This window comes from Acidibrevibacterium fodinaquatile (assembly GCF_003352165.1).
Taxonomy (GTDB): domain Bacteria; phylum Pseudomonadota; class Alphaproteobacteria; order Acetobacterales; family Acetobacteraceae; genus Acidibrevibacterium; species Acidibrevibacterium fodinaquatile.
The window spans coordinates 3,232,273-3,245,663 of sequence record NZ_CP029176.1; the positions used below are offsets into that span (position 1 = coordinate 3,232,273).

Below are 13,391 nucleotides of genomic sequence, written 5' to 3' on the forward strand. Positions count from 1 at the left end.
GGAGCGTGATGATGGCCGAAAATTCCTATCTCGCCCGCAAGGATCTGCTGCTTATTCTTCTCTTCACCGCGTTGATCATGGTTTTGTTGCCGCTTATCCTGGACCCGTTTCGGCTGAATCTGATCGGGAAATACCTCACCTATGGTTTTGTCGCCATCGGGCTTGTGATCTGCTGGGGGGACGCCGGCATTCTCAGTCTTGGGCAGGGGATCTTTTTCGGCCTCGGGGGCTATTGCATGGCGATGTTTCTGAAGCTCGAGGCATCCAGCGTCGGTGCGACCAAAATTCAATCGACACCTGGAATTCCCGACTTCATGGACTGGAATCAACTTACTGCGCTCCCCTGGTTCTGGCGTCCCTTTCACAGTCTGGCCTTCGCGCTCATTGCCGTGCCAATGGTGCCAATGCTGCTAGCCCTCGTTATCGGGATTGCGATGTTCAAGCGCCGCGTCGGCGGCACCTATTTCGCCATCATCACCCAGGCCATTGCCGCGATCCTCACCATTCTGATCATCGGCCAGCAGGGCTATACCGGCGGTGTCAACGGCATAACCGACCTTCGCACGCTGAAAGGATGGGATATTCGAACCGATCACGCAAAATTCGTGCTCTATTTCGTCAACGCGGCTTTGCTCGTGCTTTCCCTCTTGGTCGCGCAATTTGTGCGGCGGAGCAAGCTTGGCCGAATCCTCGTCGCGATGCGTGAGCGCGAAGATCGTGTGCGCTTTTCAGGCTATGACGTCGCTGCCTTCAAGATTTTTGCTTTCTGCTTTGCCGCGGCTATCGCCGGAATTGGTGGCGCCATGTTCACCCTTCAGGTAGGGTTTATGTCACCCTCCTTCGTCGGGATCGTACCCTCGATCGAGATGGTGATATTCTGCGCCGTCGGTGGGCGGACATCGCTGCTCGGTGCGCTTTATGGCGCGCTTGCTGTGAATTGGGCGAAAACCACGTTTTCGGAGGACATGCCGCAACTCTGGCTGCTAGCCATGGGGGCACTGTTCATCGCCGTTGTCGTCGTGTTTCCGAACGGCCTTGCTGGTCTTTACCGCGACCATCTGGAGCGGCGCCTGGGACGGATATGGCGTCCGCAACTGCGGCTTGCGCCGACGGCCGATGCCGGCAAACAGGGAGCGGGGCGATGAACGCGGCGACCGATTTCCTGCTCGCGGTCGAAGGCGTAAGCGTCTCCTTCGACGGATTCAAAGCGGTCGACGACCTTTCCTTCTATGTCGATCAAAACGAGATCCGTGTCATCATCGGCCCCAATGGCGCTGGCAAGACCACCGTTCTCGACCTGATTTGCGGGCGCACCCATGCCAGCGCCGGATCGGTGAGATTCCAGGGGCGTGAGCTGACGCGGCTTCCCGAGCACCAGATCGTTCGTGCTGGTGTTGGCAGAAAATTCCAGACGCCGTCGATTTACGAGGATCTCACGGTGTTCGAGAATCTCGAAATTTCCTTTCCTCGTGGGCGAAATGTTTTCGGGGCACTAGCGTTTCGCCGCGACCATGTGGTGCGAGAGCGTGTCCAGGAAATCGCTGGGATGGTTTTTCTCGACGCCATGCTCGCCGAGCGCGCGGAAAATCTTAGCCACGGGCAGAAGCAATGGCTAGAAATCGGTATGCTTTTAGTCCAGGATCCGTTGCTGCTCATGCTCGATGAGCCGGTCGCCGGCATGAGCGTGAGTGAACGCAAGAAAACCGTGGAATTGCTCCACCGCATCATCGGTGGCCGCGCCGTTTTGGTCATTGAACACGACATGGGATTCGTCGCCGATATCGCGCATCGGGTGACGGTTCTGCATCAGGGCAAGGTAATCTCTGAGGGTTCGCTCGACCACGTCAAAGCCGACCCCAAGGTCGTCGAAGTCTATCTTGGGCATTGAAGGGGACTAGGCGATGCTGAGTGTTTCCGCATTACGCGCTGGCTACGGCCAAAGCGAGGTGTTGCACGGCTTGGATTTCAGCGTCTCGGCAGGCGAAATCGTCGCCGTGATGGGGCGGAATGGCATGGGCAAGTCGACGCTTATGAAGACCTTGATCGGTGTGCTGCCAATCGGCGGGGGTGAGATCGTACTCGATGAGGTTTCGCTCAACGACCACAAGACGCATCAGAGAGTGGCCAGAGGTTTAGCTTATGTGCCGCAGGGGCGGATGATTTTTCCGGCGATGACGGTCGTCGAGAATATCGAAACTGGTCTCGTGGTGCGGGGGGGAGGGGCCGTTCCGCAAGATATTTACCGGCTATTCCCGGTCCTCGAGGAAATGCGTGGGCGGCGCGGCGGCAATCTGTCCGGTGGGCAACAGCAGCAACTCGCGATTGCCCGGGCGCTCGCGACCAATCCGAAGATGCTGCTTCTCGACGAGCCGACGGAGGGAATACAACCTTCGATCATTCGCGACCTAGCGCGCACCCTCAAGCGGATTCGTGACGAGCGCGGTCTTGCCATCTTGGTTTCGGAGCAGGTCTTGAGCTTCGCTCTTGACGTCGTCGATCGACTTTTCGTGCTCGAAGGCGGTCGGATCGTCCACACGGCGTTGCGCGCCGAAGTCGACGAGGCCGAAGTTGCCCGTTTTCTCGCCGTCTGACCCTGTCATCATCTATCCTTCCCGCGATAAAGGAAACCAACATGACCGATACCATCATCAAAGTCGACCTTTCGCAGACCCCCTACGAAAATGATATGATTCACAATCGCTGGCATCCTGACATTCCAATGGTGGCGACCGTCAAGCCGGGGGCAGACTTCATCGTCGAGTGCTATGACTGGACCGGCGGCTTCATCAAGAACAACGATTCCGCCGCGGATGTGCGTGATATCGACCTTTCGATCGTGCATTTCTTGAGCGGTCCGATTGGCGTCGCGGGCGCCGAGCCCGGTGACCTGCTCGTCGTTGATATTCTCGATATTGGCGTGTTTCCGCACAATAGCTGGGGCTTCAATGGGTTTTTCTCAAAGAAGAACGGCGGCGGATTTCTCACCGAGCATTTCCCGGAGGCGCAAAAATCGATCTGGGATATCAAGGGCATGTTCACCCGCTCGCGCCATGTGCCGGGGGTGGGATTTGCCGGGCTGGTCCACCCAGGATTGATCGGCTGCCTGCCGTCGGCATCGTTGCTCGAGACATGGAATGCGCGCGAAGCGACGCTGATCGCGACTAACCCGTCGCGCGTGCCACCACTTGCCAATCCGCCTTTTGCCGCAACCGCCCATCTTGGCCGTCTCAAGGGTGACGCGCGTGCTGCGGCGGCCGCCACCGGCGCGCGCACCGTGCCGCCGCGCGAACACGGCGGCAATTGCGACATCAAGGATCTTTCGCGTGGCGCCAAGGTCTTTTTCCCCGTCTACGTGAACGGCGCGGGGCTCTCGATGGGGGATCTCCATTTCAGCCAGGGTGACGGCGAGATCACCTTTTGCGGCGCCATCGAAATGCCGGGTTGGATTCACCTCAAGGTGGAAGTGATCAAGGACGGCATGGCAAAATACGGTATCAAAACCCCAATCTTCAAGCCGAGCCCGATCAAGCCGCAATATGATGATTACCTGATTTTCGAAGGGATTTCGGTCGACGAAGCGGGTGAGCAGCATTATCTCGACGTCAACGTCGCCTATCGACAGGCGTGCCTGAATGCAATCTCCTATCTGCAGAAATTTGGCTATTCCGCGGCGCAGGCCTATGCCATTCTCGGCACTGCGCCGGTGCAGGGACATATCAGCGGGGTCGTTGATATTCCGAATTCGTGCGCGACTTTGTGGTTGCCGACGGGGATTTTCGATTTTGATATCAATCCGGGCGCGGCCGGCCCGCAAAAGATGATCGCGGGGGATGTCGACGTGCCACTCGCGCCGGATCTTTGAATGAAGGCGCAGCGCTTTTTCAGACGTAGGCGCGGAATCCGGATGCCATCTGGATCCCGCACGCGAGGGATATTGACCATGCCGAGCTATGATTACCTCTGCGAGACGTGCGGCCCGTTCACTGAGGCACGACCGATGGCGGAGTTCGCGGCGCCGCGGCCGTGTCCGGGCTGCGCGCGTGCCGCGCCGCGCGCCTTGCTCTCGATGCCGGCGCTCGCGGTGATGCCGGCGTCTCGGCGAGCCGCTCACGCGACCAATGAGCGGAGCGCCAATGCACCGCGCCGGAGCCATCCCTCGGGCTGCGGCTGCTGCGCCGCGAGACCGGCAAAACTCGCGGCGGAATCGGCCTCGCCCACCGCGCGCCCATGGATGTTGAGCCATTGAGATTGGTGCCTCCGAGGCCCGCGACGTCCCGGCGCCGCTGACGAGAAACCCTGGAGGCTCCGCTTCGTGAGGAGGATTTCATTGACATCCGCAACTGCTTGATGACGTCGAGCGCGGCGAGGTCATCGTCATCACGCGCCATGGCCGGGCGATTGCCCGCCTGATACCGGAAATGGACGGCAGGCGGGAAGAGATTGACCAAGCCATCGCCGGCATCAAGGCGCTCATGCGCGCCCGCCGGCATTGGCTCACGGTCTATGATGCGAGCTATCTCGCATTGGCGCCGCGCGAAAGCGTGCCACTTGCGACGCTCGATGGCGCTTTTAGGGGAGCGGCGAGGACGGCAAGGATATCCCTGCTTGACGAGCGCTCATCGGCATGAGCCGCGATGGTGTGATGCGGCGCGGGTTACCGTCGTCGTTCGACCGATGGCTCATCGGCCAGGTCGCCGAGGGACATGTCGGGGCGCTTTGCCGGGCTGGTCCTGAGCCTCGCTGAGGCCGCCGCCGAGATGCGAGCGGCTGAAGCGTGAGCCTGGCGCTCTTTCACGGCGATGGCCGGCCGCTCAGCAGGCGACGGGGAGGAGGGTCAATGTCGGAGGTTGCCGGCCCGGCAAGGCAACCCTCTCCATCATCGCCATGTCTCCTTTACCTGAACCGCTGCTTTCAGCCGTGATCAGCAGGCTTGCGCCTCTCCTGGCGGACGCGCGGCGGCGAGATCGTTGGCGGTTGCCGCGTGCGGTGGTGTTGCGCTGGCCAGTTCTGTGTGCGTCGCGAGATTGGGGATGAAGCCGAGGATGTCGCGACCGCCATTGCCTTCACCGCGGTGCTCGGCGTCGCTACCGTCCTTGGTTTGCCCGGATTGATACCGCTTCTCCATCTCAGCGGCTCGCAATATGGTGTGCTGGCCGGTCTGACCGTCTATGCCGTGCCGCAAGTGCTCGCCGCGACCGTTCCCGCGGGCACGCTCGCCGTCCATATCGGCACGCTGGTCAAGCTCGTGCGCGTGCTCATGCTCGGACCGGTGCTGTTGGTCCTGTCATTGATCGCGCACCGGTTGCAAGACGATGGCGAGGATCTGGGACAGGGAGCGGCGGCAGGTGATCGGTTGGCGTACCGGCTGCGGCTTCATCATCTGGTGCCATGGTTTATCGTCGGCTTTCTGGGCCTTGCCGCTCTCCGCTCCTTCGATTATGTCCCGCACTCTCTCCTTTCGCCCATGGCGATGGCGGCGAATTGGCTGACCGTGATCGCGATGGCCGCACTCGGCCTCGGCACCGATCTGCGCCAGATCGCCCGCGCCGGCCTGCCTGTGGCAAGCGCCGTCACGGTCTCGCTCGCACTTATCGTTGCGATCAGCTTCGTCTTGATCCAGTTCCTCGGCTGAGCACGGACGATGGCCCAGGGCGGGCTTTGCGCACAGGCCGGCGGGCTGCCTCTCCGTCGATGAGTGCCCTTGCCACCCTCGCGCGGGTTACGCGCGCTGCGCCGCGGTGGGGATTGGCCAATTATCGATCAGCCGGACAGAGCCCAGCCGCACTGCGGCAAGAACCCGCGCCGGAGCATGGCACGTCGTGCAAGGCGCGAGGGTTTCGGCGTCACGGATTTCCAGATATTCGACCTTGAACCGGGCTGCGGTGAGGACCGCGTGGCCTTCCGCGAGGAGCGGCGCGATGGCGCGTTCGCCGGGGGAGAGGAAGCGGTTGCGTGACGAGAGCGCAAGCCCGTCCGCCTCGCGCACCGTCGGCACCGCGCGAAGCCGCACCGGGATGTCGAGATCGGCGACCAGGCGGCGCACCACCAGCCATTGCTGATAATCCTTCTCGCCGAACCAAGCGCTCTCTGCTCCGGCTTGCGGGAAAAGCTTGGTCACCACCGTCGCCATGCCGTCGAAATGCCCAGGCCGCTGGGCGCCGCACAACCCCTCGCTCAGCCCGGCGACGCTGACCGTGGTGGCATAGCCGGAAGGGTACATGGCGCTGATGGCTAGCGCATAAACCAGACCCGCGCCCGATTTCGCACGCCTATTCAATTGCTTAGAAAAACACGCTGTTTAACTGGGGTCAAACGGCTTTCGCAACGAGTGATTCTGACCGACGGCAGCGAGTTTGCCCGTCTGATGATTGAGCACGATGTTGGCGTGCGCTTGGCACGTCGGGTCGATGTCAAACGCATCGATGAGGATTTTTTCGCCGAAAATTGGCCGAAGGTCGCTGAATTGAATGGCCCCAACGCCTTCTCCGCCACCAACAGCCCGCGCATCAATGGATTATTCGCGGGCGCATCTTCAAAGCTGCAGCGCCTATGGCTCGCATCTGCCAATAATGCCGTGAAGTTTATCGACGCTACTGCGCGTGGCGCGGAGGTGGGGAAGAGGCTTGGCCCGACGCAAGCCCCGAGCCTGACCGGCGCAATCGCCCGGCGAGGTCGCCGAGATGCGCAAAAAGGGCAGCAAGCAGGCTAAGCGCCATCCAGCCCCACCAGCCTTGGCCGAGGGCGATGCGCAACGCTAGCAGCAAAAAGCCGCCGGCGCCGAGATTGGCGAGAAGGGCGGCAAGCGAAACGCGTGCGTCCCCCCAACGGCACCAAAGCGCGAGGCCGAGCGCTTCAAGGATGACGAGCCCCAAAATCACGTCGACAAGGCGCCCATCAGTGAGGAATTGGCCCATAACGCCGCTACCCCTCCCCCTCCTTTGCCGCGAGAACACCCCAGCCGCGCGCGAGGCGGCGGATAATCTCGGCGGTTTCCCGCGGCCGCTCCTCATGCGCGAGATGACCGAGTCCGGGCATCATGATGATTTCGGCACGTGGCAGAACGCCGCGCACCGCCTCGGCCTCGCTCGGCGGGATGGCACGATCGGCGCCGCCGATGATCTGCGCGAGCGGCGGCCGCAAGCGTGGCAGATCGCGAACGAGAGGATCGAGATCCCAATTCGCCATCATGCCGAGCACGGCATCGACATGACCAGGGCTTCGCATCAGGCGGGCGTAGAAATCGATGCCTTCGGGGTCGATCATTGAGCCGGTATTGCGGATCAAGCGCTCGACCGTCGCGCGATCACGCGCGCGCCAGGAAAATATCATCGGCAATATCGGCATCGCGAAGAAAAGCCGCGCAAGCGGTGCGAAAAAATGCCCGGCCAAGCCGCGAAACGGCAGCAAGGCGCCGTTCAGACTGATCAGGCCGCGGGGCGCGAGGCCGCCATCAAGGACCGCCCGCGCAAGAATAGCCGCCCCCGCCGAGTGGCCCGCGGCAATCGCCGGGCGGACGCCTAACGCATCAACCAATGCGACGATGCCCGCCGCCATTCCTGGAAGCGAGAGTTGCGCCCGGGCCGGCGCCTCGGTGAAGCCGTGGCCGGGAAGATCGGGCGCGATCACGGTGAAATCCTGCGCCAATAGCGGCATCAGTGCGCGCCAGGAATGGGTCGACGCGCCGGTCCCATGGATCAGCAGAAGTGCCGGGCCATGCCCGCATGACTGCACATGCCACGTGATGCCGCCGGCGCGCAGGAAATGGCTGCATTCGCGGTTCGGCCAATCTTGGCCATCACGTAGCCAGACCAGGCGTAGCCCCGGCGCGCGTGCCGATGGCGGAAAACCAGCCCTACGGCGCGCGCTCGGAAGGGGCATGGCCATGCGCCTCATGCCGAGCCCATGCGTGCGGCGCGCGCGGCGCGCGACAATGTCGCCGCATCGGCTTGCGGCAGGGCAAGAAACGAGACTCCCATGGCCGCGGCGAGCTCGCGCGCGAAAGGATGCGGCCAGCGCGCGGTATCGATCAGAACGCCAGAACTCCCGCGCGCGCGAAGCGCCGCGGCCGCGGCGCGCGCATCGGCTTCGGCCCGCGCGCGCAAAGGCGCCCCATCGCGCGCGATATTGGCGCGGCCATCGGTGAGCACCACCACGGTCGCGCTCTCGCCCCGCCGCTGGGCGGCGATCACCAAGCCGCGCGCGACATCCAAGCCCGCCGCGAGCGGCGTCGCGCCGCCGCCCGGCAAGGCCGAAAGCGCGCGCCGCGCCCGCGCCAAAGCATGGGTCGGCGGCAACAGCACCTCCGCGCCCTGCCCACGAAAGGCGACCAACGCCACCTGGTCACGACGCACATAGCACTCGCCGAGCAAAAGCTCGACGGCGCCTTTAGCCTCTGCAAGGCGCTCGAAGGCGGTCGAACCCGAGGCGTCGACAACGAAAATGGTCAGCGTCGCGGCCGGTTCGCGATACCGGACGACGCGAAAATCCGAATGCCGGACGAGCACATGCCCGCCATCCTTGCCGCGCCCCGCGGCATCGCGCCGCAACGGCTGCCAGGGGGCGGCCGCGCGCAGGGTTGCGATCACATGCAAGCGCTTGCCGCCTCTCGGCTCACCCCGGGAGACGCCGATCGGCCGCCCGCGCTTCGCCTCGCTGCGTGTCGCGCCGACCCGCCCGACCGCACCCGCGCGGCTGCGAGAGAGCTTGCCCCCCGCCCCGGCCAGCAAGCCCGGCGGCAGATGCGCGCGCACCGCCGCCAGAATCTGCGCGGCCGAAGGGGGGCTTTCGCTCTCGCCCGGGCGGGCATGATCGTCTTCTTGCCGGCGGCCATCGTCGGCTTCCCCTGGAGCCGGTGCGCGATTGCGGCTCGCATCTTGGTGCTTCTCGGCGGGCGGATTTTGTGCCTCCGCCACCGCCTGCGGGGGAAGCTGGACCGCGCGCGGGGCCAGCACCAAACGCGCCGCGATCGTGACATCGGCCTCGTCGATCGCGCGCTTACCGGCGAGTGCCGCATGGCCGCGCGCGGCACGCAATGCGAGAAGCGGGGCGCGCAAGGAATGGATGCCGAGCGCCGCTGCGATCTCGCAAAGCGCGCCGAGCATCGCCTCGCTCGCCCCAATCGCACCAACGCTACGCCGCGCCGCCGTGATCGCTTCCGGGTCAGCGCGGGGCCAAATCATATCGCGCGCCGCGATATCGGAAAAATCGAGCCTGAAGGCAAGATGCTCGCCGAGCACCGCGGGAAGGCGTTCCTCCTCATTGAGGCCCTCATCGAACGCGAGAACGCCGATGCGCGCCGGCAGGCGGCGGCTGAGCCCATCGCGCGCAAGAGCCACCGCACCAGTATCGAGCGCTTGGGCAAGGCGCGCGGCGGTCGCGACACTGAGGCGCTCGGCCATCAGGGCGATCACCACGCCGCCATCGCTCTCGGCAAGCAAGCCGCGTTCGGCGATCTCGTGGCCGGCGGCGAGGGTCGCGCTGAGATCGAGCCCGCCCAATAGACGGTCATCGCCGATCATCGGCGGCATTTTGCGTATCGTCGTCGCCGGCGCGAGATGCGCGCGCCAAAACGCGAGCCAGCGTTCGCGGAGCGGGCCATTCTGCGCGCGAATGACGGCGCCGGTACCACGCGGATCGAGGGCGAGGAGGCGGGCGGCGAGCAAGGCGTCGGGCAGCGCGGCCGCGGGTGGCGTTGCCGCGTACCAAGCGCGCCCGCTCATGCCGCGAATAATTCCTCGACCGCGCGCGCAACCCGCGCCGTTGCCACGGTCTCATCGAGCGGGTCACGCCGCAACCGGTGTCGCAACGCCATCGGCGCGACGATTTGCAAATGCTCATCGCCAACCACGAGCGCCCCGCGCAAGGCGGCAAGCGCGCGGGCGGCACGAATAAGGGTGAGTTCGCCGCGCAGCCCATCGGTGCCAAGCCCCATGCAGAGCTTGGCCGCGCGTTCGACAATCGCATCGGGCACGCGCACATGCTCGCGTCGGCGACGCGCCTCGATGAGGCGCGCACGCAAAAGCTTTTCCTCTTTTTCCCACAGACGAACAAAGGCTTTTGGCTCTGCCTCGAACGCATCGCGCCGCTTGATGACGGAGACGCGCTCTTCGAGTGTCTCGGGCGTGCGCACTTCGACCGCAAGCCCGAAGCGATCGAGCAGTTGCGGACGCAATTCACCTTCTTCCGGGTTGCCGCTGCCGATCAGCACGAAGCGTGCAGCATGACGAATGCTGAGCCCGTCACGCTCGACGATATTTTCACCCGACGCGGCGACATCGAGCAGGAGATCGACGAGATGATCCTCGAGCAGATTGACCTCGTCGATATAGAGATAGCCGCGATGCGCTCGCGCGAGCAGGCCAGGCTCGAACGCGCGCACGCCGGCGCGGAGCGCGCGTTCGAGATCGAGCGCGCCGGCGACGCGATCCTCCGTCGCCCCGAGCGGCAGATCGACCACGGGCACTGGCCGCGAGATGATTTTTCTCTCGCGCTGGCCGAGACATTCCGGGCACAAGGCTTGCGTATCGGCGGGATCGCAGCCAAAGCGGCAGCCCTCGATGACGCGGATTTTCGGCAGCAGCGCCGCCAAGGCGCGGATTGCCGTCGATTTGCCCGTGCCGCGATCGCCGAGCACCAAAACGCCACCGAGGCGCGGCTCGACAGCGGCGATCAAAAGCGCCGTCTTCATCTCGTCCTGGCCGACGATCGCGGTAAAAGGATAGGCGGTCGCGGACATGCTCACCTCCAAACGCTGGCGATACGAACGCGTGCGATCACCGCGCGCGCGCCGAAAATGGCGCGTTGAGACGCACGATGGTCCAGTTGAGATAAGCGGCGAAGCCGACCCAGAGGAGATATGGCGCAAGCAGCACCGCCGCGAGCGGGGCAAAGGGCCAAAACGCGACAATGAGCAGGAGAATCGAGAGCCAGAGCGGCGCGACTTCGAAAAATGCCCAATCGGGGCGGCGCAGCGTGAAAAACAACACGCTCCAGAGAATGTTGAGGATCGCATTGAGCGCAAAGAGAACGACCACCGTCTCGCGGGCCCACACGCTCGGCGCATCGCGCCAGGCGATCACGCCCGAGACCGTGATGAGAGCGAAGATCACCGACCAGACCGGGCCGAACAGCCAATTCGGCGGCTGCCAGGAGGGTTTGCGCAATTGCTCGTACCAAGGGCCGAGCCGTGTCGCGAGACCACCAAGCAGGGCAACGAAAAAGGCGGCTGGCGCCGCGACCCATAACGCGCCCCATGGCCCGCCTGGCGCGAAAAACTCCCATCTCATGCACCCGCGAGCCCGGCCAAATGCACGAGATTTTTGCAGAAAATCCGGGCATGCGCGAATGGCTTCGCATAGACCAGCCGCTTTTCCATATACGCATCCCACGTCAATTGCCGGATATCGTCATCGCCACAGAGACGGACGAAGCGCTCACGCCTACGATCATTGCGATACCAATAATTCTGCATGACGCCGAGGATGAAAAAAACTGCGCCATGCGCGCGCATGAAGCGCCGCCGCGCCTGCGCGAGGACGCGGCCATCACGCCGCTCACAACACTCATCAGCCGCTTCCGCGGCGAGTGCGCCACTGACCATCGCATAATAGATGCCCTCGCCCGATGCTGGCGCGACCACCCCCGCCGCGTCGCCAGCGAGAACGACATCGCGACCATTGTCCCAGCGTTTGAGCGGGCGCAGAGGAATGGGCGCGCCTTCGCCGCGCAGCGTCTCCATCCCCGCGAGCCCGACCCGGCTGCGAAGCATACCGAGCGCATGGCGGAGCGGAAAACCTTTTTGCGCTGACCCGGTGCCGATACTCACCGTCTCGCCATGGGGAAACACCCAGCCGTAAAAATCCGGGGAAATCTCGCCATCATAGTGCACATCACAGCGCGCGCCGTCATAGTCGACCCAGTCGCCACGAGGCGCGCGGACGATTTCGTGATAGGCGAAAACGGCAGGATTTTCCGCAGCCCCCGGGATGTTCTGCTGCGCAACCCGCGAGCGCGCGCCATCGGCGCCGATGACGACGCGCGCGCGCACCGCAACCGTGGCCCCTGCCCCGCCCTCGCTCAAGCGGGGGCGGAAATAAACATGCGTCTCCCCAGCCGCCTCTCTCGTGATGCGGAGGAACTCCCCGCTTTGGCGGAGTGCCCCGGCATCGGCGGCACGCTCACGCAGCCAGGCGTCGAACACACCGCGATCGACCATGCCGACATAGCCGCGCCCGGTCGGCATCGCCACCGCGCGCCCCGAGGGCGCGAGGATCCGCGCTGCCGTGATGCGGGCACAAAGAAGATGCGGGGCGATCGCGAAATCGCGGATGAGACGCGGCGGGATAGCGCCGCCGCAGGGCTTGATGCGCCCCGCACGATCGAGCAACAACACCGATCGCCCTCGGCGCGCGAGAACATCGGCCGCGGTCGCGCCGGCGGGGCCACCACCGACCACGACGACATCGAAGGAAGGGATTTCCGTCATCACATTTCCCGTTCTTCAAATTTCCGGCCGCAAGGCGAAGGCTGTCACCAGCATGCCGATCACGTAAAGCGTGGTACCGGTACCGTTGTACCAGGGCGCGTACGCACGCGGGTCTTTAAGCAGCCGGCGCATCAAAACCGCCTGCACGAGAACGAGGGCGATGATCACGCCCGCGCTCTGCCAAGCGCCCCACTGCACCAACAGGGCGACGACGGCCAGTTGCGCGAGCCCCATGATGACGCAGGCGAGACGGGCGGCGCGATCGACGCCAAGGCGAACCGGCAAAGAGAAGATGCCCGTCGCGCGGTCGCCCTCGACCGATTTGAAATCATTGAGGGTCATGATGCCATGGGCGCCGATGCTATAAAGCAGGGCGGCAAGCAACACCGGGCTTGCCGGCATCGCGCCGCCGAGCACGGCGGCACCGGTGAACCAGGGCAGCCCCTCATAGCAAAGCGCGACCGCGGCATTGCCCCACCAGCCATTGCGTTTCAGGCGAAGCGGCGGCGCGCTATAGGCCCAGGCGAGGGCGAGACCGAAAATTGTCGCCGCGAAGGCAAAACGCCCGAGCGCAAATCCCCATAGAAGGGACAAGCCACTCCACGAAACTGCGATGAAAAACCCCCATTGGCCAGGGATACGCCCTGAGGGGATCGGCCGCTCGGGCTGGTTGATGGCATCGACATCGCGGTCATACCAATCATTCACCGCCTGGCTGGTGGCGCAAACGAATGGCCCCGCGAGCACCATCCCGGCGATGGCGAGCGGCCAATGCGCGCTCATATGGCCGGCCGAGACGGCGCCGCAGCCAAATGCCCAGATCGGGGCAAACCAGGTGATCGGTTTCAGAAGTTCGAGAACCGCAAGCAGCGAGGGACGAGAGATCGCGGCCGCTGGCGCCGACATC

Annotated in this window: 15 protein-coding genes and 1 pseudogene; 9 read left to right on the top strand and 7 right to left on the bottom strand. The window is 64.2% G+C overall.

Annotated features, from left to right (window positions below; translation table 11 throughout):
- The first annotated feature begins 11 nt into the window (after positions 1–11).
- The 8 genes and pseudogenes from urtC (at position 12) to DEF76_RS15425 (ending at position 5,632) form a co-directional block, all read left to right on the top strand.
- A complete protein-coding gene (gene urtC / locus DEF76_RS15395; protein ID WP_114913932.1) occupies positions 12–1,145 on the top strand; it encodes an urea ABC transporter permease subunit UrtC in 1,134 nt (377 codons plus the stop codon).
- Entirely contained in the window at positions 1,142–1,888 is a 747-nt protein-coding gene (gene urtD / locus DEF76_RS15400) for an urea ABC transporter ATP-binding protein UrtD (protein ID WP_114913050.1), read from the top strand. Before urtC ends, urtD begins: the two co-directional genes overlap by 4 nt.
- A gap of 13 nt (positions 1,889–1,901) precedes the next feature.
- Positions 1,902–2,591, top strand: a complete 690-nt coding sequence (gene urtE, locus DEF76_RS15405) for an urea ABC transporter ATP-binding subunit UrtE (RefSeq protein WP_114913051.1) — start codon at positions 1,902–1,904, stop codon at positions 2,589–2,591.
- 41 nt (positions 2,592–2,632) lie between these two features.
- The gene (fmdA, locus tag DEF76_RS15410) at positions 2,633–3,862 is read left to right on the top strand and encodes a formamidase (protein WP_114913052.1); all 1,230 of its coding nucleotides are present in this window, start codon (positions 2,633–2,635) and stop codon (positions 3,860–3,862) included.
- A 78-nt stretch (positions 3,863–3,940) separates the two neighbouring features.
- Positions 3,941–4,246, top strand: coding sequence for an FmdB family zinc ribbon protein (locus tag DEF76_RS15415; protein WP_114913053.1), 306 nt, complete (start codon positions 3,941–3,943; stop codon positions 4,244–4,246).
- Positions 4,247–4,340: 94 nt separating this feature from the next.
- Positions 4,341–4,403 (top strand): annotated as a pseudogene (locus tag DEF76_RS20290) (hypothetical protein); the annotation flags it as partial.
- Positions 4,404–4,418: 15 nt separating this feature from the next.
- Positions 4,419–4,628, top strand: a complete 210-nt coding sequence (locus DEF76_RS15420; protein ID WP_338025735.1) for a type II toxin-antitoxin system VapC family toxin — start codon at positions 4,419–4,421, stop codon at positions 4,626–4,628.
- Between the two features lie 383 nt (positions 4,629–5,011).
- A complete protein-coding gene (locus DEF76_RS15425) occupies positions 5,012–5,632 on the top strand; it encodes a YeiH family protein (RefSeq protein ID WP_114913933.1) in 621 nt (206 codons plus the stop codon).
- A gap of 87 nt (positions 5,633–5,719) precedes the next feature.
- Here the strand turns inward: DEF76_RS15425 and DEF76_RS15430 are convergent, their stop codons facing one another.
- A complete protein-coding gene (locus tag DEF76_RS15430) occupies positions 5,720–6,277 on the bottom strand; it encodes a 4-phosphopantoate--beta-alanine ligase (RefSeq protein WP_275895688.1) in 558 nt (185 codons plus the stop codon).
- Between the two features lie 51 nt (positions 6,278–6,328).
- Here DEF76_RS15430 and DEF76_RS19500 point away from each other — a divergent pair, with 51 nt between their 5' ends.
- Positions 6,329–6,709: a hypothetical protein gene (locus DEF76_RS19500; RefSeq protein WP_162800692.1), complete on the top strand. Its 381-nt coding sequence runs from the start codon at positions 6,329–6,331 to the stop codon at positions 6,707–6,709.
- 212 nt (positions 6,710–6,921) lie between these two features.
- On the opposite strand, the gene bchO is transcribed toward DEF76_RS19500, so the two are convergent.
- From bchO to chlG, 6 genes are read right to left on the bottom strand one after another with little or no spacing between them, the layout of a single operon-like run.
- Positions 6,922–7,878, bottom strand: a complete 957-nt coding sequence (gene bchO / locus DEF76_RS15440) for an alpha/beta fold hydrolase BchO (protein WP_114913934.1) — start codon at positions 7,876–7,878, stop codon at positions 6,922–6,924.
- Positions 7,879–7,889: 11 nt separating this feature from the next.
- A complete protein-coding gene (locus DEF76_RS15445; protein ID WP_114913056.1) occupies positions 7,890–9,719 on the bottom strand; it encodes a magnesium chelatase subunit D in 1,830 nt (609 codons plus the stop codon).
- Complete coding sequence (gene bchI, locus DEF76_RS15450; RefSeq protein ID WP_114913057.1) at positions 9,716–10,735, bottom strand: magnesium chelatase ATPase subunit I; 1,020 nt, start codon at positions 10,733–10,735, stop codon at positions 9,716–9,718. The genes DEF76_RS15445 and bchI overlap by 4 nt, the downstream gene beginning before the upstream one ends.
- A 37-nt stretch (positions 10,736–10,772) precedes the next feature.
- Positions 10,773–11,285 (bottom strand): TspO/MBR family protein, encoded by a 513-nt coding sequence (locus DEF76_RS15455; RefSeq protein WP_114913058.1) that lies wholly within the window; start codon positions 11,283–11,285, stop codon positions 10,773–10,775.
- Entirely contained in the window at positions 11,282–12,484 is a 1,203-nt protein-coding gene (locus DEF76_RS15460) for a geranylgeranyl diphosphate reductase (RefSeq protein WP_114913059.1), read from the bottom strand. Before DEF76_RS15460 ends, DEF76_RS15455 begins: the two co-directional genes overlap by 4 nt.
- 15 nt (positions 12,485–12,499) lie before the next feature.
- Positions 12,500–13,390 carry a chlorophyll synthase ChlG gene (gene chlG / locus DEF76_RS15465; RefSeq protein ID WP_114913060.1) on the bottom strand — a complete coding sequence of 297 codons (891 nt, stop codon included), beginning with the start codon at positions 13,388–13,390 and terminating at the stop codon, positions 12,500–12,502.
- Between the last annotated feature and the right edge of the window lies 1 nt (position 13,391).